This is a genomic window from Saccharopolyspora endophytica (genome assembly GCF_018070075.1).
GTDB lineage: Bacteria > Actinomycetota > Actinomycetes > Mycobacteriales > Pseudonocardiaceae > Saccharopolyspora > Saccharopolyspora endophytica.
The window spans coordinates 130,627-153,738 of sequence record NZ_JAGPXE010000014.1; the positions used below are offsets into that span (position 1 = coordinate 130,627).

20 protein-coding genes are annotated in these 23,112 nt (G+C 70.8%); 8 read left to right on the forward strand and 12 right to left on the reverse strand.

Features of this window, described 5'->3' with window-relative positions:
- Nucleotides 1–187 precede the first annotated feature (187 nt).
- From KBO27_RS27370 to KBO27_RS27380, 3 genes are read left to right on the forward strand one after another with little or no spacing between them, the layout of a single operon-like run.
- Nucleotides 188–1,426 carry an iron-containing alcohol dehydrogenase gene (locus KBO27_RS27370; RefSeq protein WP_210972730.1) on the forward strand — a complete coding sequence of 413 codons (1,239 nt, stop codon included), beginning with the start codon at nucleotides 188–190 and terminating at the stop codon, nucleotides 1,424–1,426.
- On the forward strand, nucleotides 1,423–2,793 hold the full coding sequence (locus tag KBO27_RS27375; RefSeq protein ID WP_307870647.1) for a MadS family sensor histidine kinase: 1,371 nt from the start codon (nucleotides 1,423–1,425) through the stop codon (nucleotides 2,791–2,793). The genes KBO27_RS27370 and KBO27_RS27375 overlap by 4 nt, the downstream gene beginning before the upstream one ends.
- Complete coding sequence (locus tag KBO27_RS27380; RefSeq protein WP_210972731.1) at nucleotides 2,790–3,458, forward strand: MadR family response regulator transcription factor; 669 nt, start codon at nucleotides 2,790–2,792, stop codon at nucleotides 3,456–3,458. The genes KBO27_RS27375 and KBO27_RS27380 overlap by 4 nt, the downstream gene beginning before the upstream one ends.
- A 141-nt stretch (nucleotides 3,459–3,599) precedes the next feature.
- Here the strand turns inward: KBO27_RS27380 and mftM are convergent, their stop codons facing one another.
- The 4 genes from mftM to mdo all read right to left on the reverse strand — a co-directional run bounded on the left by mftM (nucleotide 3,600) and on the right by mdo (nucleotide 8,593).
- Nucleotides 3,600–4,505 carry a mycofactocin oligosaccharide methyltransferase MftM gene (gene mftM / locus KBO27_RS27385; RefSeq protein WP_307870648.1) on the reverse strand — a complete coding sequence of 302 codons (906 nt, stop codon included), beginning with the start codon at nucleotides 4,503–4,505 and terminating at the stop codon, nucleotides 3,600–3,602.
- Nucleotides 4,502–6,019, reverse strand: a complete 1,518-nt coding sequence (locus KBO27_RS27390) for a VWA domain-containing protein (protein ID WP_210972732.1) — start codon at nucleotides 6,017–6,019, stop codon at nucleotides 4,502–4,504. The genes mftM and KBO27_RS27390 overlap by 4 nt, the downstream gene beginning before the upstream one ends.
- 10 nt (nucleotides 6,020–6,029) lie before the next feature.
- Nucleotides 6,030–7,205 carry an AAA family ATPase gene (locus KBO27_RS27395; RefSeq protein ID WP_307870649.1) on the reverse strand — a complete coding sequence of 392 codons (1,176 nt, stop codon included), beginning with the start codon at nucleotides 7,203–7,205 and terminating at the stop codon, nucleotides 6,030–6,032.
- Between the two features lie 95 nt (nucleotides 7,206–7,300).
- Entirely contained in the window at nucleotides 7,301–8,593 is a 1,293-nt protein-coding gene (gene mdo / locus KBO27_RS27400; RefSeq protein ID WP_210972733.1) for an NDMA-dependent methanol dehydrogenase, read from the reverse strand.
- 307 nt (nucleotides 8,594–8,900) lie between these two features.
- On the opposite strand from mdo, the gene mftD reads away from it, so the two are divergent.
- Nucleotides 8,901–10,073, forward strand: a complete 1,173-nt coding sequence (mftD, locus tag KBO27_RS27405; RefSeq protein WP_210972734.1) for a pre-mycofactocin synthase MftD — start codon at nucleotides 8,901–8,903, stop codon at nucleotides 10,071–10,073.
- Nucleotides 10,074–10,216: 143 nt separating this feature from the next.
- Here mftD and KBO27_RS27410 read toward each other — a convergent pair whose 3' ends face one another.
- The 5 genes from KBO27_RS27410 to kdgD form a co-directional block, all read right to left on the reverse strand.
- Nucleotides 10,217–11,665, reverse strand: a complete 1,449-nt coding sequence (locus KBO27_RS27410; RefSeq protein WP_246538140.1) for a GntP family permease — start codon at nucleotides 11,663–11,665, stop codon at nucleotides 10,217–10,219.
- Nucleotides 11,666–11,908: 243 nt separating this feature from the next.
- Entirely contained in the window at nucleotides 11,909–12,427 is a 519-nt protein-coding gene (locus tag KBO27_RS34430) for an enolase C-terminal domain-like protein (protein ID WP_281420883.1), read from the reverse strand.
- Complete coding sequence (locus KBO27_RS34435; RefSeq protein ID WP_281420884.1) at nucleotides 12,379–13,233, reverse strand: enolase C-terminal domain-like protein; 855 nt, start codon at nucleotides 13,231–13,233, stop codon at nucleotides 12,379–12,381. Before KBO27_RS34435 ends, KBO27_RS34430 begins: the two co-directional genes overlap by 49 nt.
- Before the next feature lie 17 nt (nucleotides 13,234–13,250).
- Nucleotides 13,251–14,831 carry an aldehyde dehydrogenase (NADP(+)) gene (locus tag KBO27_RS27425; protein WP_210972735.1) on the reverse strand — a complete coding sequence of 527 codons (1,581 nt, stop codon included), beginning with the start codon at nucleotides 14,829–14,831 and terminating at the stop codon, nucleotides 13,251–13,253.
- Nucleotides 14,828–15,754 (reverse strand): 5-dehydro-4-deoxyglucarate dehydratase, encoded by a 927-nt coding sequence (kdgD, locus tag KBO27_RS27430; RefSeq protein WP_210972798.1) that lies wholly within the window; start codon nucleotides 15,752–15,754, stop codon nucleotides 14,828–14,830. The genes KBO27_RS27425 and kdgD overlap by 4 nt, the downstream gene beginning before the upstream one ends.
- Before the next feature lie 252 nt (nucleotides 15,755–16,006).
- Here kdgD and KBO27_RS27435 point away from each other — a divergent pair, with 252 nt between their 5' ends.
- A complete protein-coding gene (locus tag KBO27_RS27435; protein WP_210972736.1) occupies nucleotides 16,007–16,945 on the forward strand; it encodes a hypothetical protein in 939 nt (312 codons plus the stop codon).
- Here the strand turns inward: KBO27_RS27435 and KBO27_RS27440 are convergent, their stop codons facing one another.
- Nucleotides 16,946–18,235, reverse strand: a complete 1,290-nt coding sequence (locus tag KBO27_RS27440) for a DUF1479 domain-containing protein (protein WP_210972737.1) — start codon at nucleotides 18,233–18,235, stop codon at nucleotides 16,946–16,948. It lies immediately after the preceding gene.
- A gap of 99 nt (nucleotides 18,236–18,334) precedes the next feature.
- On the opposite strand from KBO27_RS27440, the gene KBO27_RS27445 reads away from it, so the two are divergent.
- Entirely contained in the window at nucleotides 18,335–19,438 is a 1,104-nt protein-coding gene (locus tag KBO27_RS27445) for an ROK family transcriptional regulator (RefSeq protein WP_210972738.1), read from the forward strand.
- 192 nt (nucleotides 19,439–19,630) lie between these two features.
- Here the strand turns inward: KBO27_RS27445 and KBO27_RS27450 are convergent, their stop codons facing one another.
- Nucleotides 19,631–20,365 carry a glucose 1-dehydrogenase gene (locus KBO27_RS27450; RefSeq protein WP_210972739.1) on the reverse strand — a complete coding sequence of 245 codons (735 nt, stop codon included), beginning with the start codon at nucleotides 20,363–20,365 and terminating at the stop codon, nucleotides 19,631–19,633.
- Nucleotides 20,366–20,484: 119 nt separating this feature from the next.
- Here KBO27_RS27450 and lexA point away from each other — a divergent pair, with 119 nt between their 5' ends.
- On the forward strand, nucleotides 20,485–21,144 hold the full coding sequence (gene lexA, locus KBO27_RS27455; protein ID WP_210972740.1) for a transcriptional repressor LexA: 660 nt from the start codon (nucleotides 20,485–20,487) through the stop codon (nucleotides 21,142–21,144).
- Between the two features lie 17 nt (nucleotides 21,145–21,161).
- On the opposite strand, the gene KBO27_RS27460 is transcribed toward lexA, so the two are convergent.
- Nucleotides 21,162–22,070 (reverse strand): helix-turn-helix domain-containing protein, encoded by a 909-nt coding sequence (locus KBO27_RS27460; RefSeq protein ID WP_210972741.1) that lies wholly within the window; start codon nucleotides 22,068–22,070, stop codon nucleotides 21,162–21,164.
- A gap of 126 nt (nucleotides 22,071–22,196) precedes the next feature.
- Between KBO27_RS27460 and KBO27_RS27465 the strand changes: the two genes are divergently transcribed.
- The gene (locus tag KBO27_RS27465; protein ID WP_210972742.1) at nucleotides 22,197–23,045 is read left to right on the forward strand and encodes an alpha/beta fold hydrolase; all 849 of its coding nucleotides are present in this window, start codon (nucleotides 22,197–22,199) and stop codon (nucleotides 23,043–23,045) included.
- Nucleotides 23,046–23,112 lie beyond the last annotated feature (67 nt).

Genomic DNA, 23,112 nt, shown 5'->3' on the forward strand with positions numbered 1-23,112 from the left:
CCCGGGTGGGTCCCGCTCGCACCCGCTCCCGCCACGGTCAGCGGAAATCCGGGCCGACCGCGGTTCGCGGTGTGGTTCAGGTCACGTTTCGGACTAGGATGGGTCGGGGTTCGGCCCGTCGGCCCGATCGGTGGTCGTCGAGGTCCGCGCCGCGCACACCCCCGCTCCGGTGCCTGGAGGATGCCTGATGACAGTGCGAAGCCGGGTGCCCAGCTCGACCGAACCCGAGGTCGCCGAGCTGGCCGGACCCCAGATCGCGCCGCTGAGCGGCGACTCGCCCGGGCTGGCGAAGTTCCACGTCCCGGAGGTCGTGTTCGGTCCCGGCGCGCTGGCCGAGCTCGGGCACTGCGCGCGGCGGCTGGGCGCGCGCCGCCCGTTCCTGGTCACCGATGGCGGGCTCACCGAAGCCCGGTGGGCCGCCGAAGCCGCCGGGCACCTCGACGCGGTCGGGTTGAAGGCGGTCGTGTGGGACGCCGTCACGCCCAACCCCAAGGACCACGAGGTCGAGGCCGCCCACCAGCGCTACGCCGAGTCCGGGGCCGACGTGATCATCGGCGTCGGCGGCGGTTCGGTGATCGACGCGGCCAAGGGCGTGGCGATCCTGTCCGGCAACGGCGGCCGGATCCTGGACTACGAAGGCGTGGACCAGGTGGTGAACCCGATCCCGCCGCTGGTCATGGCACCGTCGACGTCGGGGACCGGCGCCGACGTCTCGCAGTTCGCGATCATCACCGACACCGCGAACGCCACCAAGATCACCATCCTCAGCCGCGCGCTCGTCCCCGAGATCTCGGTGATCGACCCGCGGCTGCTGACCAGCATGCCGGACTGGCTCAACGCCGCCACCGGCCTGGACGCGCTCACCCACGCCATCGAGTCCTACGTCTCCCGCGCGCACAACACCCTCACCGAGCAGCACTCGCTGCACGCCGCGAAGCTCATCACCGGCAACCTCGCCCGCACCCTGTTCCGCCCCACCGAGGCCGAGCCGCGCGTGGCCATGGCGCAGGGAGCCCTGGAAGCCGGGATGGCCTTCACCAACGCCATCCTCGGCGCCACCCACGCCATGAGCCACCAGGTCGGCGGGCTGCTCGACGCCCCGCACGGGGTCATCAACGGGGTGCTGCTGCCGCACGTGATCCGCTTCAACGCCGAGACCGACCCCTCGCGCTACGTGCCGCTGGCCGCGGCGATCGGGATCGACACGGCGGGAGTTCCCCCGGTCGAAGTGGCCTTCACCCTCGCCGACAGGGTGCGGGAGCTGGCCGACGTCGTCGGCGTCCCGCAGACGCTGCGCTCGCTCGGTGTGTCCGATGTGGACGTGCCGGTGCTGACCCGCAACACGCTCAAGGACGCCTGCCTGACGACGAATCCGCGCGAAGCGAGGGCGACCGACATCGCGGGACTGTTCCGGGCGGCGCTGTGAGCGGTGATGCAGGGACCACGGGCGGCGACTTCGGCGACGACCTCGGCGTCCTGACCGGGCTGCGCTCCGGCAAGCGCTCGTTCTACCCGGAGTACGTGCGCTCCGCCGAACGCCTCGAATGCGCCGTGCAGGCGCTCGACCGCATCTCCCGCGCGCTGGTGCGCACCGTCGAAGGCCCCCGCACGCTGGTCGAGGCCGTGGTCCGCGCCGCCGCCGAGCACCTGCAGGCCGACCGGCTGCTGCTGGGCATCGCCGACGGAGCCCTGCGCGCGGCCCGGCCCCGGTTCCTGCTGCTGCACCACGGCGAGCTCGTCGACGACGAGGACCGCCTGCCGCCGGAAGCGCGCGAGCAGCTCGACGTGATCCGGACCCGGCCGTGGGAGATCGAACTCGCACCCGGCGGCCCCGGCTGGGTGCGGGCGCCGATGACCCTGGACGACGAGCCCGTCGGCGGCATCGTCGGCTGGCCGGGCGACGTGCAGGTCGCCGACACCGACCTGGCGATCATGCGGGTGCTGGCGAACCAGGCCGCCGTCGCCGTGCACAACTCGTTCCTGTTCCACGCCGCCGCCCAGCTGCGCGGGCGCACCGAGCAACTCTCCGAGGCCGCGGCCCAGCAGGCCAGGGATCTCGCCGCCCGCAACGCCGAACTGCAGGAGACCCAGCGGCGCCTGGTGGAGGCGATGCAGCGCCAGGCCCTCGACGACGAGCGCCACCGCATCGCCCGCGAGCTGCACGACACCGTCACCCAGTACGTCCTCAGCGCCGGCATGACCGTCGAGGTGTGCCGTTCCGAACTCGCCGAGATGGGCCCGCAAGCCCAGGAGATCGCCGAGAAGCTCGCCCCTGCCAAGGGGCTCACCCAGCAGGCCGTGGAACGCCTGCGCGCGGCGATCTACGCGCTGCACCACGGCGCCGAAGAACCCCCGGGCTCGCTGCCGGTCCTGCTCAAGCAGCTGTCCACCGTGCACCTGTCCAGCGAGCTGAAGGTGGAGGTGCGGGTGGCGGGCAGCCCCGCTCCGCTGCGACCGGAGGACGAGAGCTCGATCCTGCGGCTCACCGGCGAGGCGCTGTTCAACGTCGTCTCGCACGCCGGAGCCACGCGCGCCGTCGTGCAGCTCGTCTACCAGCAGCAGCAGCTGCGGCTGACGATCTCCGACGACGGCACGGGCGATCCCGCGCAGCTGCGGCGCTCGCTGAAGCTGTCCTCGGCGACCGATCTGGCGGGCCGGCACCGCGGCCTGGCCAACATGGCCGCCCGCGCGCAGGAGCTCGGCGGGACGCTGGGCATCCGCCGCTCGCGGATGGGCGGCGTGGCGTTGCAGCTGCGGGTGCCGCTGTCCTCGACCCGGGAGGTGATGTCGTGACCCCGCCGGTTCCCGACCAGCGCACCCCGCGCGGGCAGGTGCGGATCGTGCTCGTCGACGACCACGCGATCGTCCGGCACGGCCTGCGCTCGGTGCTCGAACGCGAACAGGACCTGCACGTGGTCGGCGAGGCCGCCACCGCCGCCGAGGCCGTCGACGTGGTCGCCGCCGCCCGCCCGCATGTCGTGCTGCTGGACCTCAAGCTCTCCACCGGCGACAACACCGAGGGACTGCACCTGTGCGGGCAGCTCACCGAGCTGCACCCGGGACTCGGGGTGCTGGTGCTGACGACCTTCCTCGACGGCGGGCTGGTCGTCGAGGCCATCCACCGCGGTGCGCGGGGCTACGTCGTCAAGGACGTCGACACCACCGAGCTCGTCCGCTCCATCCGCGCGGTGGCCCGGCGGGAGAGCTCCTTCGACTCCCGCTCGGCCGCGGCCATGGTCGAATCGATGCACTCGCCGTCCAGCGATCCGCGACTGACCGAGCGCGAGCTCATCGTGCTGCGCGAACTCGCCCACGGGCTCAGCAACCGCGACATCGGGGCGAAGCTGTTCATCTCCGAGACCACGGTCAAGTTCCACGTCCGCAACATCATGCGCAAGCTCACCGCCACCAGCCGTGCCGAAGCCGTCTACGAAGCCAGCAAGCTCCACCTCATCTGACGAATCCCCCCAACCCCGAATCCACAAGAACCCCCACCTGACCAGCGCAGACACGCCCGACCGCGGGGTGGGATTCGAAATTCGCGCGAAATTCGAGGAGCGTTCGTGGGGCTCGAATTTCGCGCGAAATTCGAATGGGGGTCAGGCGTCCGTGCGGATTTCGAGCCAGCCTCCGTGGTGGTCGGTCACTTCGTAGGGGTGTCCCGTGCCGGCGCCGAGGTGGTGGAGATCAGCCCGGGTGAAGGTTCGGACGTGGCCGAAGGCCGCGGTGGGCTCGTCCTCGTAGGGGACGGCGATGACCACCCGGTGGCGGGCGAGGCGGAGGGCTTCGGCGATCACCGCATCCCCTCGGCCGGGTTCCAGGTGTTCGAGCAGGTGCATGGCCGTCACCGTGTCCACTGTGCCGTCGGGCAGCGGGACCTGGGTGGCATCGCAGACCAGCGTGTGCATCCGATGCCCTCGGGTCGCTGCGACCGTCTCCAGCAGGCGCATGCTGCCCGGTGCCAGGTCGGAGGCGATGACCGAGTGCTCGCCCCGCTCGTCGAACAGCAGCGGCAGGAACCCGAAGCACGAGCCCAGGTCCAGCACCCGCCCGGGCGGGACGAGCCGCAGGACCCGCTGGTACAGCGGGGCGAAGTCGGCGATGGAGGAGTGCGGCGCGCAACCCGCCGGAGTCGACCAGCACTCCCGTACGCGCGCGAGGGTGTTGTCGTAGAACGTCGTCCACGCCCGCAGCGGATCGTCGATCACCGACTGCACCACCTCGGTGAACACCCGCTCGAAGACCTCCACCCCGCTGAGCCAGCCGGGCGCGAACAGCTCGTCGGCGAGGACGCCCGCGAGGTTGTTGTCCAGCTGATCGGGCTGCAACCAGTGGCTGATCTCCATCCGGTGATCGCGCCGGTGCAGGCAGAAATGGCCCGTGCGGGTCACCTGCCCGCGCGCGTCGCACGGCGAGTCGTGACGGGAGACGGTGACCAGCGGGTCGTGGCCGTGCGGGGCGAGCGGATCGATGTGGTGCAGCGCCGAGCGCTCCCCGGCGCTCACCGCCCGGTCACCTCCGTCGCGATGGACTCGGCGGCCTTCGCCAGACCCGACAGGTCGCGCACCACCTGCACCCGGTCGCAGTGGTCGGCGTAGTCCGGCAGGTCGCAGCGCCCCAACCGCCACGAGTAGCGCGGTTCCGGTGTGAGCCAGATGGTTTCCCGCGACCGGCGCGCGATCTCGGTCAGCGCGTCGACGTTCGGGTCGTTGCCGTTGCCGCGCCCGTCACCGAGGATCAGCACCGTGGTCCGCCGGTTGAGGCTGTTGCCGAACTCGTCGAGGAACGTCGCGAAAGTGGCGCCGTAGTCGGAGTTCCCGTCCACGTCGAGAACCCCGCCCTGCGGCAGACCGTCGAAGACCAGCCCCAGCGCGCGCTCCAACGGGTGGTCGGTGAACAGCTCCGAGATCTCCACCGGGTCGTCGACGAACGCGAACGTGCGGACCTGCGTGAACAGCGATTGCAACCCGTGCACCAGGTGCAGCGTGAAGCGCGCGGTGGAACGCACCGACAGCGACACGTCGGCCAGCACGATCAACCGCGGCTTGTCCTCCGCCCGGGTCACCGTGACCGGCCGGAACGGGACGCCGTCGTAGCGCATGTTGCGCCGCATCGTGCGAGCCGGGTGCACCCTGCCGCGCGGGGTGTTGCGGCGCTTGCTGGTCGGCGCGCCGCGCAGGCTGTGCACGATCCGGCGCAGGGATTCCTCCAGCTGCTGCCGCTCGCCCTCGTCGACGCGGTCGAGCCGGCCGGTGGTGACCTCACGCGACTCCTTGGCCGTGCGCTCCATCTCGGCGAGCTTGGCCAGGTGCTGCTTGAGCAGTTCGGGCAGGTTCTCCAGCACCCCGGTGAGCTGCCCGCGCGGCGTCGAGTCGGGTTCCTCGTCGTCGGCGAGCCAGTCCAGCAGCGTCTGCTCCTCGGCGATGCTCAGCCGGGTGTCGATGCGGTGACCGGTGTGCTCGGCCAGCGACCCGGGCGTGCCCGCGTTGTGCAGGTGCTCGGTCTCCAGCTGCACCGACGGCACCGAGCTGCCGCCCGCGCTGCTGTTGTCGCTGGAGAACACCACCTCGTCGGTCATCGACGCCAGGTCGATCTTGTTGCTCTCCTGGTGCAGGTTGTACTGCTGGGCCAGGTCCTCGGGGTCGAAGTAGTCCCGGATATCGGCGGGTTTGGCGTGGGTGTGGCCCTCCTGCGGCGTGTCGCCCGGCTCCTCGGAGACCGTGAACGACTGGAGCTCGCCGGTGTCGGAGAGGTCGTCGTGCTCGTGGGTGTGCTCGTGCTCGTGGTCGCCGGGAACGACCGGCCGCAACGCGAAGAACGTGTCGAAGACCTCGTCGAAGATCTCCTCGTCGCGCCGGTCCTTGATCATCGCGACCTTCAGGGCGTCGCGCAGCGCGTCGCGGTCGTCGAGCATCCCGGGCTGGGCGGCGCAGCGCATCGCGTCGGTGGCCTCGGACACCGAGATGCGAAGGCCGAACAGGCGCAGCAGGCGGACGAACCGGTGCAGAGCTGATTCCACGGCCCGCTCCTCACGACTTGCGCCGGGTCGCCGACGAGAACGAGCGATGTCCCTGACCGCCCGTCGACCGCCGGCCGGAATCGTTGGAACCCGGTGCACCGTAGTAGGAGTCGTCGTGCCGCCCGGGTGCGTCCTTGGCCGCGCGCACCTCCCGGCCGTCGACCTCGTCGTGGTCGTGGTCATGCCCGTGTCCGTGCCCATGCCCGTGCCCGTGGGCCGGCAGCTGGTGCGGGATGTCGCGGTTCGGGTCGGCCATGTGCCCGATGACGTCGAGCGCCTGGTGCAGGTCGCGCTCGTACTTCACGACCACGTTCACCGTCTCCGCGAGCACGTCCGAGCCGAGTTCGTCGGCGCCGAGGACGGCCAGGGTGCGAGCCCAGTCGATGGTCTCGGAGATCGACGGGGCCTTGCGCAGCTTCAGCGCGCGCAGCTGCCGCACCACCGAAACCAGCTGCTCGGCCAGGTTCTCGGGCAGTCCGGTGTTCTTGGAGCGGACGATCTCCAGCTCGCGGTCGTGATCCGGGTAGTCCAGGAACAGGTGCAGGCAGCGGCGTTTCAGCGCCGCCGACAGGTCGCGCGTGTTGTTGGAGGTCAGCACCACGTACGGCGGCGTCGTCGCGGTGTAGGTGCCGACCTCGGGAACCGACACCTGGAACTCCGCCAGGCATTCCAGCAGCACCGCTTCCAGGGCCTCGTCCGCCCGGTCCACCTCGTCGACCAGCAGTACCGCCGGCTCATCACCGCGGATGGCCTCCAGCAGCGGCCGCGCGGCCAGGAACCGGTCGGAGAAGAATAGGCTGTCCTGCTCGCCGATCCGGTCGATCGCGGTGGACAGGTCCGGTGCGTCGGCGATGATCTCGCCGATCTTGTCCCGCAGCATCTGCGTGTAGAGCAGCTGCTTGCCGTAGTCCCACTCGTAGAGCGCCTTGCTCTCGTCCTGGCCCTCGTAGCACTGCAACCGCAGCAGCTTCCGGCCGGTGGCCTCGGCCAGCGTCTTGGCGAGCTCGGTCTTGCCCACGCCCGCAGGGCCTTCCAGCAGCAGCGGCTTGTCCAACCTGGACTGGAGGTAGACGGTGGTGGCCAGCCTGCGGTCGGCGATGTAGCCGTGCTCGCCGAACCGGTTGATCACCTCCTCCACCGACTCGAAGGGCTTGTCGCCGGGCTGATCCGCGATGTCGTCGAGCACTGCGATACCTCCGGAGTTCGAGCGGTGCGGTGGTGGGAAGGCCGTGGTGCCGCGCGGTCGGAGGGCGCGACACCACGGCCGGTCCGGGGGAGGGATCAGGTCAGCAGGTCGTCCAGATCCCCGGTCATGCAGTGCTCGACCACCGGGCGCACGGTGTCGAAGGTGCACTCCTTGGCGTTGCCCGGGGTGCAGGCGTCGCCGAGGACGTGATGGGTGATGCGGTCGACGTCGCCGGAGTCGCCCTTGATCTCCTTGGCCTGCTCGTAGAACCTCGTCGGGCCCTGGCCCAGCCGGTTCTTCGAGTAGCTGTCGGCGTTGACGTCGACGAACCGCTCCGGGATGCCCACGTCGCGCAGCAGCCGGATCGCGGCGTTGAGCGCGGCATCGGCCGCCTGCGGGTCGGTCATGCCGTGGGTGTCGATGCCCATCGCCTCGGCGATGTCGGCGAAGCGCTTGTAGGCCACCGGCATGTTGAACGCCCACACGCGCGGCAGCGCGACGGCGTTGTTGAGCCCGTGGTGGGTGTCGTAGAAGGCGCTCACGGCGTGCGAGATCGAGTGGATGATGCCCAGACCGCCTGAGTTGAACGCCTGCGCGGCGATGTACTGCGCGTACATCATGCCCTCGCGGCCGGGCAGGTCCTGGCCGTTCCACACGGCCTGGCGCAGGTTCTCGGCGGTCAGCTTGATGGCGTGCAGCGCGTTTCCCAGCGACGGCTGGAAGTTCAGCCGCGACACGTACGGCTCGGAGGCGTGCGCGAGCACGTCGAAACCGCACTGCGCGGTGTAGTCGACCGGGCAGTCGTAGTAGAGCACCGGGTCGTCGACGGCCAGCGTGGTCACCGAGTTGTCGTCGAAGGCGACGTACTTGTGCGGGTTGCCGGGATCGGTGGTGGTGTCGGTGATGACGTAGGCCCAGGACGTCTCCGAACCCGTGCCCGCCGTGGTGGAAACCGCGATGTGCGGCGGGTTCTTCGGGTTCTCGGACTTGTTGAAGCCCTCGAACTCGTTGACGTTGCGGCCGTCGTGGGCCACCGAGATGCGCGCGCCCTTGCAGGCGTCGTGCGAGGAGCCGCCACCGATCGACACGAACGAGTCGCAGTGGTTCTCCTGGTACATCGCGACGGAGTCCATCACGTTGTAGTCCTTGGGATTGGACTCGACCTGGTCGTAGACCACCACCTCCAGACCGTGGTAGCGCATCGACTCGACGATCTTGTGCACGATGTCGGTCCCGCGCAGGCCGGAGGTCATCACCAGCGTCTTCTTGAAGCCCAGCTTCAGCGCTTCCGGGCCGATCATCTCGTGCGAACCGGGACCCAGCAGGGCGCGGGGGAACGGGTGGAACTCCTTGATCGGGAACGGCTTGAGCAGTTCGTCGACCTGCATGTCGCTGTCCTTTCCACGCGCGTCGTTGCACGTTGCTCTCCGGCCGGGCGAAGGGGGGAGCCCGGCCGGTTCCGGGGGACGTCGGCGTCGAACCCGGCCACGTCCCGGAAGCTAGTGCCCCAGATCACGCGGGGAGAACGGGTGCGAACCAAGACCCCTCGTCCGAGAACCCGGTTCCGGACGAACGGGGAGGGCGGTACCCGTCCGATCGGACAGGTACCCCCGCCCGACCTGTTCGATCGGACGGGTGGGGGTGAGCCCGGTCGCACGGTGCTCGCGGTGGCGTCTGGGCCTAGCGTGGTGCGGCATGGCGGAGTGGTTCGAAACAGTGGCGGAGGCGCACCGGCGCGCCCGCAGACGACTGCCCAGGTCGGTGTACCTGGCGCTGGTGGCGGGCAGCGAGCGCGGCGCCACGCTCAACGACAACATCAGGGCCTTCGGCGAGCTCGGCTTCGCGCCGCGCGTGGCGGACCTGCCGGCCGAGCGGGACATGTCCACGACCGTGATGGGGCAGGATCTGTCGCTGCCGGTCCTGGTGTCACCGACAGGCGTGCAGGCCGTGCACCCGGAGGGCGAGGTCGCGGTCGCGCGGGCGGCGGCCGAGGTGGGCACGGCGATCGGCTTGTCCTCGTTCGCCAGCCGTACCGTCGAGGACGTGGCCGCGGCCAACCCGAAGACGCTGTTCCAGGTCTACTGGGTGGGCGACCGGGAGAAGGTGCTGGCCCGCGCCGAGCGCGCCCGGGCGGCCGGCGCGAAGGGCCTCATCGTCACGCTCGACTGGTGCTTCGCCACCGGGCGCGACTGGGGGAGCCCGCCGATCCCGGAGAAGCTGGACCTGCGCACGAAGCTGAGCTTCGCCCCGCAGGGACTGCTGCGGCCCCGGTGGCTGCGCGGGTTCCTGCGGCACGGGCTGCCGGACCTGACCACGCCGAACATGGTGCCGCGCGGCGAGCCGGCGCCGACGTTCTTCGGCGCCTACGGCGAGTGGATGTTCACCCCGCCTCCGACCTGGGAGGACATCGCCTGGTTGCGGGAGCGCTGGGGCGGGCCGTTCATGATCAAGGGCATCACGCACCCCGACGACGCCCGACGCGCCCGCGACATCGGTGCCACGGCGATCTCGGTGTCCAACCACGGCGGCAACAACCTGGATTCCACGCCGGGCACCATCCGGCTCCTCCCGGCGATCGCCGACGCCGTCGGCGAGGACGTGGAAGTCCTGCTGGACGGTGGGATCCGGCGCGGCAGCGATGTTGTCAAGGCGCTCGCGCTGGGCGCCCGGGCCGTCCTCATCGGCCGCGCCTACCTGTGGGGCCTCGCGGCGGAGGGCCAAGCCGGAGTCCGCAACGTCTTCGACATCCTCCGGTCCGGCATCGACTCCTCGCTGCTGGCCCTCGCTCGCCCCTCGATCGACGAACTCACCCTCGAAGACCTCATCATCCCAAGAGATTTCACCCGTCACCCCGTCTCCGAGCACTGACACGCACGGCACACCACGTCACCTCCCCGGGGTGGGGTTCCGGATTTCGGGTGTTCGGGGCGGGACCACGTCGAGGGGAGAGACGGTGACGCCGGTGCCCCGTCCTCCTGAGGGCGGGCACCGGCGTTGGTCGGGGTGGGGGGTCAGGTGAGGGAGAGGGCGGCGCTGAGGGCTGCCGCGATGAGGAAGGCCGTGCCGCCCATGAAGGTCTCCATGAGGGTCCAGCTCTTGAGGGTCGTGCGGATGTCGATGTTCATGTAGCGGTTGAACAGCCAGAAGCCCGAGTCGTTGACGTGCGAGAGCACGGTGCCGCCCGCGGCGACCGCGACCACGACCAGGGCGATCTCCGGTTGGGAGAGCCCGAGCTCGTGGATGAGGGGAGCCACGATCGGCGCGGTCGTCACGATCGCGACCGTCTTGGAGCCCAGCGCCACGCGCAGCGCGGTGGCGATCAGGAACGCCAGCACCACCACCGGCAACGACGTCCCGGCCAGCAGGTCGGCGAGCGCCTGACCGGCACCGGTGGCCTCCAGGACCGCGCCGAACACCCCGCCCGCGCCGGTGACGAGCAGGACCAGCGCCACCGGTCCCAGCGACGCCGACGCGGCCTTCTCGATGCGCTCCATCGAGAACCCGCCGCGCAGCCCCAGCACCCAGAACGACAGCAGTGTGGCGACGGTCAGCGCGATCACCGGTGCGCCGATGAAGGTCAGCACCTCGCGGACCACACCCTCCGGGAGCACGACCTCGGCGAAGGTGTTGAACATGATCAGCACGACCGGCAGCAGGATCACCCCGACCGTCACCCGCAGCGACGGCGGAGCCTGCGTCGTCACGCCGCCGCCGGAAGTCCCGGCCTGCTCGCGCGCCTCGCCCAGCAGCTGCGTGGGAACGGGCGTGCCGAGCTTGTCACCGACGCGCGTGCCGAAGAGGTAGGCGCCGATGAACCACGCCGGAAGTCCGCAGATCAGGCCCATGATTGTGACCCAGCCGAGGTTCGCGCCCAGCAATCCGGCCGCGGCCACCGGACCGGGGTGCGGCGGCAGCACGGCGTGCATGATGGCCAGTCCACCGACGGCGGGCAGCGCGATGCTGATCACCGAACGGCCGGAGCGCTGCGCCACCGAGTAGATCAGCGGCAGCAGGATGATGAACCCGACGTCGAAGAACACCGGGATGCCGAAGATCAGCGCGGTCAACCCGACCGCCAGCGGAGCCCTGCGCTCGCCGAACGCCGCCAGCAGCCGACCGGACAGCACCTCCGAGGCCCCGGATTCCTGGATCAACCGGCCGAGCATCGCGCCCAGCGCCACGATGATCGCGATCTCGCCGAGGGTTTCGCCCATCCCGTCCTCGAGCAGGCCGGGGATCTCGGTGGGGCTGATGCCGGCGACCGCCGCCACCGCCACGCTGACCACCAGCAGGGCGACGAACGCGTGCAGCTTGGCCTTGATCACCAGCAGCAGGAGCAGCGCGATCCCGCCGGCCACGAGCAGCAGCAGCGCCCAGGGCGGCAGCGTCCACGCGGTCTCCGGCGCCTCCTCGGCGGCCAGGGTGATCGCGCTGGGTAAGTCCATCGATCTGGCAGGCATCGTTGCCTTCCTCCGTCAGGGTGCACTCCACCAGGCGACCGAGAGACGGAACGCCGCCCCACTCAGCTCCCGGAAAACCGCCGTAATCGGGTCCCGGAAAACTGCCGTAAACAGGTCCCGGAAAACCGCCGTAATCGGGTCCCCGAAAACGGCCGTAATCCGGGGCCGGAGAACTGCCGTAATCGGGGGACTGAGAACTGCGGTTTTCGGGGTTGGGTTTCGATCGCCTGGGGGGTGGGTGGGTCAGGTCCGGTCGAGGGCGGGGCGTTTGGGGTCGAAGGTCCAGCCCGGGATGAGGTGCTGCATGGCCGCGGCGTCGTCCCGGGAGCCGAGGCCGTGCTCGAGGTAGAGCTCGTGGGCGGCCTGAACCCGGTCTTCGTCGAGTTCGACGCCGAGCCCAGGTGAGGTGGGAACCGGCAGCAGGCCTTCGGAGATGCGCAGCGGCTCGCGGGTCAGCCGCTGGCCGTCCTGCCAGATCCAGTGCGTGTCGATCGCGGTGATCTCACCCGGTGCCGCCGCCGCGACGTGGGTGAACATCGCCAGTGAGACGTCGAAGTGGTTGTTGGAGTGCGAACCCCACGTCAGACCCCAGTCGTGGCAGAACTGCGCCACGCGCACCGAGCCGCTCATGGTCCAGAAGTGCGGATCGGCCAGCGGGATGTCCACTGCGTTCGCGCGCACCGCGTGGCCCAGCTGCCGCCAGTCGGTGGCGATCATGTTGGTGGCGGTGGGAAGCCCGGTGGCGCGGCGGAACTCGGCCATGGTCTCCCGGCGGAGTAGCCGCCCTCCGCGCCGCACGGGTCCTCGGCGTAGGCGAGCACGTCGCGCAGTCCGCGGCCGACCTCGATGGCCTCGGACAGCAGCCAGCCCCCGTTGGGGTCCACCGTGATTCGCGCGTCGCCGAACCGTTCGGCGAGCGCGGTGACCGCCTCGGCCTCCTGCCTGGCGGGCAGCACGCCGCCCTTGAGCTTGAAGTCGCGGAACCCGTAGCGCTCGCGCGCGGCCTCGGCCAGCCGCACGATCGATTCCGGGGTCAGGGCCTCCTCGTGCCGCAGCCGCGTCCAGTCGTCGGTGCCGTCCTCGCCGGTGAGGTACGGCAGGTCGGTCCTGGTGCGGTCGCCGACGAAGAACAGGTAGCCCAGCACGGGGACTTCGGCCCGCTGCTGCCCGTCACCGAGCAGTTCGGCCACCGGCACGCCGAGGTGCTTGCCGAGCAGGTCCAGCATCGCCGACTCGATCGCGGTCACCGCGTGCACGGTGACGCGCAGGTCGAAGGTCTGCGCGCCGCGTCCGCCCGCGTCGCGGTCGGCGAAGCGGGCGTGCACTTCGCGCAGCACCGAGCGGAGTCGTGCCACCGGCCGCCCGACGACCAGCTCCGCCGAGTCCTCCAGCGTCGAGCGGATCGGCTCACCACCGGGCACCTCGCCGACTCCGGTGCGGCCGTCGGAATCGGTGAGCACCAGCAGGTTCCGGGTGAAGAACGGCGCGTGCGCACCGCTGAGGTTGAGCAGCATGCTGTCGTGCCCGGCGACCGGGATCACGCGCATCTGGGAGATCACGGGTGTCATGTTCGCTCTCCGTGTGGTCAGTGCCTGCCGGGTCGGCCGTCGATCCTGCGCAGCAGCCCGTCCGGGTTGCCGTCGGCCAGCGAGCTGGGCAGCAGCGCGGCGGGAACGTCCTGGTAGGCCACCGGTCGCTGGAAGCGCTCGATGGCCAGCGTGCCCACCGACGTCGTGCGTGAGTCCGAAGTGGACGGATGTGGTCCACCGTGGACCATGGCGTGACCGACCTCGACGCCGGTCGGCCAGCCGTCGAACAGGATCCGGCCCGCCTTGAGCTCCAGCACGTCCAGCAGCTCGGCCGCCTCGGCGTGGTCGGCGTCGGCCGCGTGCACGGTGACGGTCAGCTGGCCCTCCAGCGACTCGGCGACCTCGCGGAGCTGCGCGACGTCGCGGCAGCGCACGACGACCGAGCAGGACCCGAAGACCTCCTGCTGCAACGACTCGTCACCGATGAACGCCTCGGCGTCGGTGACCACCAGCGCCGGGCGGCACGCCACCGGGAGATCCGTCTCCGGCCCCTGCGCCAGCACCTCCACCGCGGGGTGCTCGGCGAGCCGGGCCACGCCCTCGGCGTAGGCGCGGGCGATGCCCGGGGTGAGCATGGTGCCCGCTTCGCGCTCGGCGACCGCGTCGGCGGCGGTGTCGAGGAAGGAGCGCAGCTCCGGCCCGTCGACGGCCACCACGATGCCCGGGTTGGTGCAGAACTGCCCCGCGCCCAGCGTCAACGACCCCACGAACCCGGTGGCGATCTGCGCGCCGCGCTCGGCGAGCGCGCCCGGCAGCAGGAACACCGGGTTGCTGCTGCTCATCTCCGCGTAGACCGGGATCGGCTGCGGCCGCGACCGCGCGGCGGCCACCAGCGCCAGACCCCCGGTGCGCGAACCGGTGAAGCCGACCGCCTGAACGCGCGGATCGGTCACCAGCCGTGTGCCCAGATCGGGCCCCTCGCCGAACAGCAGCGAGAAGGTCCCGGCGGGAAGTCCGAGCTCGGCGACGGCGTCTGCGATCGCCCGGCCCACCAGCTCGGAGGTCCCCGGATGGGCGTCGTGGCCCTTGACCACCACCGGGCACCCGGCCGCCAGCGCCGAGGCCGTGTCGCCGCCCGCCACCGAGAAGGCCAGCGGGAAGTTGCTCGCGCCGAACACCGCCACCGGCCCCAGCGGGACCTGGCGCTGCCGGATGTCCGGGCGCGGGGGCGTGCGCTCGGGCAGGGCCGGGTCGATGCGCGGGATGTCGTGGTCGCCGGTGCGCAGCAGCGTTGCGAACATCCGCAGCTGCCCGGTCGTGCGACCGCGCTCGCCGGTCAGCCGCGCCACCGGCAGTCCCGACTCGGCGTGCGCGCGCTCGACCAGCGCGTCGCCCACCTGCTCGATGTTGTCGGCGATGCGTTCCAGGAACCGCGCTCGCTCGGCGATCGGCAACCGCCGGTAGGGGCCGAACGCCTCCGCCGCTGCGGTGCAGGCGCTGTCGACGCCGATGGCGTCGCCGTGGCCGAACGGTGGTTCCAGCTCGGACCCCGTGCTCGGGTCGATCGCGCGGATCTTCTCGCCGGAACCGGACACCGGGGTGCCGGCGATGATCATCTGTCCGGTCGGTTCGGTCATGCTCGCGCCTCCGGAACGCGGTCGATCAGCTCGGTCAGCATCGCCAGCTCGGTCTCGTCGAGGTCGACCAGCGGGGCGCGGACCGGGCCCGCCGGACGGCCGATGGCGCGCATGCCCGCCTTGACGATGCTGACGGCGTAGCCGGCGCTGCGGTTGCGGATGTCGCAGTAGGGCAGCACGAACTCGTTGAGGTACCGGTAGACCGCGACCCGGTCGCGCTCGCGGACGGCGTCGTAGAAGCGCACCGCGAACTCGGGCACGAAGTTGTACATCGCCGAGGAGTAGGTCGTCACGCCCATCTCCAGGTAGGGCAGTGCGAACGTCTCGGCGGTCGGCAGCCCGCCGACGTAGGTGAGCCGGTCCCCGACGCGCGAGTAGATGCGGGTCATCTTCTCGATGTCGCCGACACCGTCCTTGAACCCGATGAGGTTCGGGCACTCCTCGGCCAGCCGCGCGACCGTCGTGTCGGAGTAGACGGCGTTGGCACGGCTGTAGATGATCACGCCCAGGTCGGTGGCCGCGCACACCGCGCGGACGTGCTCGACCAGGCCCTCCTGCGGTGCCTCGGTGAGGTACGGCGGGAGCAGGAGCAGGCCGTCGGCTCCCGCGCGCTCGGCGGCGCGCGCCAGTTCGACTGCGGTGGCGGTGCCGTAGCCGGCGGGGGCGATCACCGGGATGTCGGCGGGCACCTCCTGCACGGCGGCCGTCACCACGGACTCGACCTCCGCGGGGGTCAGCGAGAAGAACTCGCCCGTCCCGCCCGCGGCGAACAGCCCGGTCGCGCCGAAGCCGGAGAGCCAGCCGATGTTGTCCCGGTACGCGGCCTCGTCGAAGCTCAGGTCATCGCGGAAGTGCGTCACCGGGAACGAGAGAAGCCCGCTGGCGAGCCGTTCGGCGGCTTCGGCGGGCGAGAAGCGGGACATCGTTTCCTCCAGGTCCGGTGCTCGGTCGGAGCTGACGTTAGAGCCGGTCATCGATGCGCGTCCAAATCCGATTGAGCATCCACCGATACCGGCACGGCATCGAAGCTGGCGGTGGCCCCGTCGCGGCCGGAGAAGAGACCTGATGTCGCGGAGCTACGTCGGGACGCGCAGGTGCGGTGTCGCACGCCGGCGGACGACCCGGACCGCCGAGGGGCGCACGCTCGACGAGTCGGAAGCGACGGGGGAGCGGACATGCGAGCTGTGGTGGCGATGATCGGCGAGGACCTGGCCGAGGCGTACCGGGGTGGGACGCGGGTGGAACGGGCCTGCTACCTGGTCGCCGCGGTGCTCGTGACGAGCGGGATCTTCCACCTGGGGGTGCTCCTCGCGACGGGAGGGACGTGGAGCGGGCCGGTGTCGTGGCGCAAGCCGACGACCTTCGGTCTCTCGTTCGGGCTGACCGTGGCGACGCTGACCTGGGTCCTGTCGTTCCTGCCGATGGCTCAGCGCACGCGGGCCCGGCTGCTCGCCGCGTTTGCGACCGCCGGCGCGGTCGAGGTCGCCGGCATCACCGCGCAGGCGTGGCGGAGGGTTCCCTCGCACTTCATCCCGCCGGACGGGGCGACCGGGCTGGACCAGCTCGCGGCCGTCGCAGCGGCTTCGGGCGCGGTGGTGATCGTGGCGGTGGTCGTGACCTCGACCGTGCTCGCGCTGCGCCGTCACGCCGAGGTCGACCCGGGGACGCTCCTGGCCCTGCGGGTCGGGTTCCTGGCGCTGCTGCTGGCCATGGCGATCGGCGTGCTGATGCTGGCGGGCGGCCAGGTGCTGACCCGCACGCAGGGCGACGTGGCCCCGGCGTTCGCGTTCACCGCCGTGCTCAAGCCGGGCCACGCCGCCACCATGCACGGCGTCCTCGTCCTGCCCGCGATCGCCTGGCTGCTGCGCTTCACCTGCAGCTCAGAATCCTTCCGGCTCACCGTGGTTCGGTTGGCAGCGGCCGGTTACGGCGCCTTCGCGGCGATCGTGGTCGCCGAAACCCTCGCGGGCATCGACCCGCTCGGTGCGGCCCCGCTGATCGCGCGGGCCCTGCCGCTCCTGGGCGTCGCGGCCCTCGCCGCGGCGGTCGCGATCACGCTGCACCAGCTCGTCCGGAACCCGTTGCCCGAAGCCCGAACGGCTCGTCAGCGGTGATCAGCCCGTGAAACCCATTCCCCGACGGCCGGTCTCGTTGAGCTGGTCGTAGGTGAAGCGGCCCTCCCAGTCGCGTTCGTAGTGCTCGGCGGGGAAGTCGGTGGGGCTGGAGCCGGTCAGGAACGCCTGGCGGACGCTCGCGGCGTACTCCTCGTTGCGCGGGCACCACGGCGCTGCGGGGATGTACATGACGTTGCCCCACCCGCGCTGGTCGGCGACCGGCGCGACGCTGTGGATCATGTCGCAGTGCCACCACACCGAGTCGCCCGCCTCGACGTCGGGAATCCCGACCAGGCCGTCGAGGAGGTCCGAGTGCCACTTGGAGTCGGCGGGGAAGACCTGGTTGGTGGTCACCCCGCACATGTCGTGGTCGGGGGCGTCGGGCAGCAGCGGGCGCAGCATGAGGTAGGCCATGGCCTCCGGGATCGGCACGGTGTGCAGCACGCCCTGGTCGTGGGCCATGTCCGACAGCGCCGTCCAGCCCTGGAAGGTGCGGAACGCCGAGCACATCGTCGATCCCGGGTACTGGCTGGCCGAGGTGCGGTGCGCGGCGTCCCACGGGTCGTACCGCTCGACGCTGCCGTCGAAGAGGTGCCGGAAGGCCCGCTGGTAGGACGCGGTCATCCACAGGTCCAGCGTGCCCGGGTCGCTGTGGGTTCCCAGGCCCGCCGAGTCGGCGCCCTCCGGGCGGCGCCGGATCCGGTCCGGGTACAGCGCGTCGCGGTCCGGGTCGAACCAGCGCACGCCGTGCGACTCGTGCTTCCAGAAGGAGTTCAGGAACGACTGCACCCGAGCCGTCCGGTCGCTCTGCCGCGCCCGCATCTGGGCCTGCGACCAGTAGATCGGGTAGATCTCCGGTGTGGAGCCGACGCTGCCGAAGAAGTCGTCGCCCGGGCCCCGGTAGTTCTCGAAGAACGCGTTGCGCTCGACGTAGTGGACGATGCTCTCGTCCCAGAGCAGCGCCTGCGCGCGCTCGAAGTGCCCGCGCACCACCGCGCAACCGCGCCTGCGCACCGCCTCGACCTGCTCGGGCGGCACGGTGCCCGCGGCGATGTCGGCGTAGTCGATCACCGGCCAGACCGCTTCGCCGCGCTCCCGCAGGTCCCGGATCTCGGCCACCCGCGAGCGGACCTGGTCCTCGACGACGGCGAAGACCTCTTCGACGCTGCGCCCGGACGCCTCGATGCGGGCGCGCAGCGCGGCTTTGATCTCCCGGATCGCGCCGGAGAGGTCCGCGGGCGGGGTTTCCCAGTGCGGCAACGACGGCAGTGCCCTGGCTATGGTGGTCATCCCTGAACTCCTTTGGTCAGGACCCCTTACTAACGAAGTGGTGGGCCGAAGGTAATCGGAGTCGCACATTTAGGCAACACTCCTGACTAAACTGGTTCGGTGCCGACCGCCAAGCCCTCGCTGGAGCTGCTGCGCTCCCTGACCGACGAGCACGTGCTGCGCGCGATCATGGAGGGCGAGCGGCTGACCCGCACCGAGATCGCCGCGCTGACCGGCATCTCGAAACCCACGATCTCCGACAGCGTCCGCAGGCTCACCGAGGCCGGCGTGCTCGTCGACACGGGGGAGCGGACCACCGGCAGGGGCAGGGCGGGCTCCTACTACTCGCTGGTGCCCGAGACGGGCGCTGCCCTGGTCGCCGAGATCACCCCGCGCGGAGTGCGGGCCGAGGCCGTCGACGCCTTCGGCGCCGTCGTCGCCGGTGCTCGGGCCGAGCTGGGGCGCGCGGCGGGGCAGGAGGAGGCGGTGGCCGCGCTGCGCGAGGTCGCCGGGGAGCTCGCCGATCGAATGCCGCTGCGCTGCGCGGTGATCAGCGCCGCGGACCCGGTCGATCGCCGGACCGGTCGGCTGGTGCAACTGCCCGACGAGCCGTTCCTCGTCGGTGACCTCGACCCGGTCGCCGTGCTGGCCCCCTTCGTCCCAGGCGACGTCCTGGTCGACAACGACGTGAACTGGTCGGCCCGCGCCGAGCGGGACGGCGGCTGCGCCTCCGGCGTCGACGACTTCGTCTACCTGCACCTCGGCGAGGGGCTCGGTGCGGCGGTGGTCGCCGACGGCGAGGTCCGCCGCGGCGGCAGCGGGCTGACCGGCGAGATCGCCCACGTGATCACGACCGGTCCGGACGGCTCGGCCGTCCACTTCACCGAGTTCTTCCGCGAGACCGACCTCCGCCAACCCGACACGACCGCCATCGACGTCGACGCCCTCCGAGCGAGCTACGGCGACGTCCTCCCGCACCTGACCGACGCCATCCGCGGAGTGCTCCTGGCGATGATCGCCTTCGCCGACCCGCAACTGGTCGTCCTCGGCGGCACGTGGGGCCGAGACCCGGAAGTGCTCGACGCCCTCACCCGAGCGTCGCCCGCACCCCGCGAGGTCACCCTCGCCGCCGCGACGCTCGACGACCCGGAACTCACCGGAGCCCGAACGCACGCGACCGACGCCCTTCGCACCCAGATCATCCACCACGCCAGCGAGCAGTAGGGCGACCCCCGATCCCCTCGCGAGCGCTGCCCGAGGTGCTGGAACAGGTTTCAGGAATTTGGTTCGGGCGGGTGGTGTTCGGCGTTGCTGCGGGGATTCGGGTGGCTCACGTCGGCGCCGGGAACGTGGGGTGGCTGGCGCTCGCGGGCGTGCTCGGCATGGCGTGGGGAACGACGACCCGGTGGCTCGAACTCACTTGTGCGGCACGCCGGCGACCAGGCCGCCGTCGACGACGAACTCCGAACCCGTGGCGAACGACGACTCCTCGCTGGCCAGGAACACCACGAAGGTCGCCACCTCCTCCGGGTCCGCGGCCCGGCCCAGCGGTGTCCTCACCACGTCCTCGGGCAGGTTCTCGGTCATCGGGGTCCGGACCATGCCGGGGTGGAGGGAGTTCACCCGGATCTTGTGCGGCGCCAGCTCCAGCGCCGCCGACTTCGCCAGTCCCCGCACACCCCACTTGGTGGCGACGTAGCCGTGCGCCCAAGCGCTTCCGCGCAGTCCCTCGACCGATGAGATGTTCATGATCGACCCGCCACCGGCCGCCTTCATCGGTTCCACCACGGCCTGGATGCCCAGGAACGTGCCGGTGAGGTTGACGTCGAGGATCTGCTGCCAGCGGGCCAGGTCGAAGTTCTCGAGGGTGCTGCCGTTGACGATGCCCGCGTTGTTGACCAGCACGTTGAGCAGGCCGAATTCGCCGACGGCGACGTCGACGGCCTGCTTCCAGTCGTCCGGCTCGGTCACGTCCAGGTGGACGTAGCGCGCCGCGTCGCCGAGCTCGGCGGCCAGCGCCTCGCCCTCGTCGTCGAGGATGTCGCCGATGACGACCTTCCCTCCCTCGGCGACCAGGGCCCGAGCGTGCGCGGCGCCCATGCCCCGGGCGCCACCGGAGATGATGGCTGCTGTGCCGTCCACGCGTCCCATGCCCGACGACGTTACCCGAGCGGTAGAACATGTTTCAATATTGTGCTTGGGTCGGCGGCGGCCGGGGTGGCGGTGACCAGGTAGATCATCCCGCCGACGGGACGATTACGATGCTCCGGATGACCGCATTCGACGATCTCGACCTAGAGCACCTGGACACCTCGATCCTGCCGGAGCGCCAGCAGCGCATCCTGGCCACGATCCGGGAGTGGGTGGTCAAGCACGGCTACGCGCCGAGCACTCGGCAGATCGGTGAAGCGGTCGGGCTGCGCTCGGCCTCCTCGGTGTCGCGCCACCTGGCGAGCCTGGAGGAGAAGGGCTTCCTGCGGCGCAGCGAAACCCTCTCGCGGCCCATCGACGTGCGGATCTTCCTGCAGGACCGGCAGTCCCGGCCCACCGACGAGCAGTCCGTTCCGGTCCCGGTCGTCGGTGACATCGCCGCCGGTGCGCCCATTTCCGCGGAGGAGCACGTCGACGACGTGCTGACGTTGCCGCGCGAACTCACCGGGCGCGGCAACGTCTTCGGACTGCGGGTGCGCGGTGACTCGATGGTCGACGCCGCGATCTGCGACGGCGACATCGTCGTCGTGCGCCAGCAGCCCGAGGCGCACTCCGGGCAGATCGTCGCCGCGATGCTCGACGACGAGGCCACGGTCAAGGTGTTCCGCCGCCGCAACGGCCACGTCTACCTCGAACCGCGCAACCCCGCCTACGAGGTCATCGACGGCGACGACGCCGTCATCCTCGGAACCGTCGTCTCCGTCCTGCGCAACGTCTGATCGTCAGGCCTTTCCCGTCAGGCGTGGGCCCTCAGGGCTTCGATGAGCCACTCGAAGTTGGGGACGTGCGGGTCGAAGGCCGGCCAGCCGTTGAGCACGCCCAGCAGTTGCCAGTAGCGCTCCACCCGGCGGTCGGTGAAGGTCTCGACCGTGTCGGCCAGCGCGAGCCGGTCCTCCGAGCTCAGACCCGGGTCGACGATGCGGTCCAAGACCTCCTTGCCCCGTGCGGATTCCGGGGCGATCCCGTCGCGCAGCGCCGCGGCGCCGTGCTCCATCGTCTTCTCCGGCGAGTAGCCGCCGGGCTGATCGATGCCCTGCGAGCCGGTCACCGCCATCTCGCGGCAGCGACGCCGGAAGTCCTCGTCGCTGACCAGCTCGGCGAGCTCGATCCAGGCGTCCACCTGCTCGGTCGACGGATCCGCCGGTAGTGCGGCGGGCATCGAGCGCATGCCCTGGGCGATGTTCGCGCCCGGAGCGTCGTCGTCGATGCCGTCGAAGGTGCTCTGGACGAAGTCGTCGATGATGCGCTGCCGGTCGTCGGCCGACATCTTCGCCACCTCGTGCATGGTCCTCATCTCCTCGGTAGTGGTTCCACGTCGAGCGATCCACCGCAGCACCGACCGCCTGGCCTGCAACGTGCGCAGTTCCGCGTCGAGCGCGGCCAGGTGCGCCTCGGCCACGTCCTGGACCGTCACCTGGCTGGTCAGCACCCTCCGCACCGACGGCAGGTCCAGGCCCAGTTCCCGCAACGTGCGGACCAGGTCCAGGCGCGCGACGGCTTCGGCGTCGTAGAGCCGGTAGCCGCCGGCCGAGCGCCCGCTGGGCGCGACGACGTCGCTGTCGGACCAGTAGCGGATGGTGCGCACCGCCAGCCCGGTGCGTTGCGCCAGCTCACCGATGGTGAACAGCTCGGGGTTCTCGCTCACGGGATTCACCTTCGACCTTCCACCGGCTGGAGACTCAAGCCCATTTTCCAGGTTCCCTCGAAAATCGATGAGAGATTACCTAAATGTACCTATCATGAGTCAGGATGGGGAAGAATGGGGTGGGCGATGAGCGAGGCGAAGATCTACAAGTCCGAGCGGGGGAGGCTGGCGATCGAGCGCTCCTACCGCAAGCTGCTCGACGACTGGCCGGTGCCCGCGAGGCGGCGAACCGTCGGCACCTCGCTCGGTGCGACGTTCGTGCTGGAGGGTGGCCCTCCGGACGCGCCGCCGCTGGTGCTGCTGCACGGCTCCGGGACCAACACCGCGATGTGGCGCGCGGAGTTCCCGGAGTGGTCCAGGCATTTCCGCGTGCTCGCGCTCGACCTTCCCGGCGAGCCCGGCCTGAGCGCTCACGTGCGCCCGCCGCTCGACTCCGACGCGCACGCCCGCTGGCTCGACGAGGTCTTCGAGGCGCTCGGCCTGGAGGACGCGGCGGTGGTCGGTGCCTCGCTGGGCTCCTGGGTCGCGCTCGATCACGCCGTGCGGCGGCCGAGGCGGGTGAACCGGCTGGTCTTGCTGTGCCCGACGGGAATCGGCAGGCAGACCTACGGCTGGCTGCTCCCGGTGATCCTGCTGCGGCTGCTGGGCCCGTGGGGTCGGCGCCGGTCGGCGGCGAAGGTCGCGGGGCTGGACGACGCGCCGTTCCTGGACTACCTCGCCGAGATCTACCGCGCGTTCCGACCTCGGACCGAACGGCTCCCGGTGTTCACCGATGCCCAGCTGGCCGGCCTGCCGATGCCGGTGCTGGCGATCGCGGGGGAGCGCGACGCCATGTTCGACACCGCCGAAACGCGCCGCAGGCTCCGCAACGCGCCCCGCGCGACGGTGCGGGTGCTGCCCGGCGTCGGGCACTCCGTGGTCGGTCAAGCGGAGCGCGTGTCGGCGTTCCTTGTGACGAAGTCCACAGTGGAGTAACGGAACAGATTGTTACCGGGTCATTTTGGTTGCTGCACGACCGGGTGATCCTTTGTGGATCGTTCCT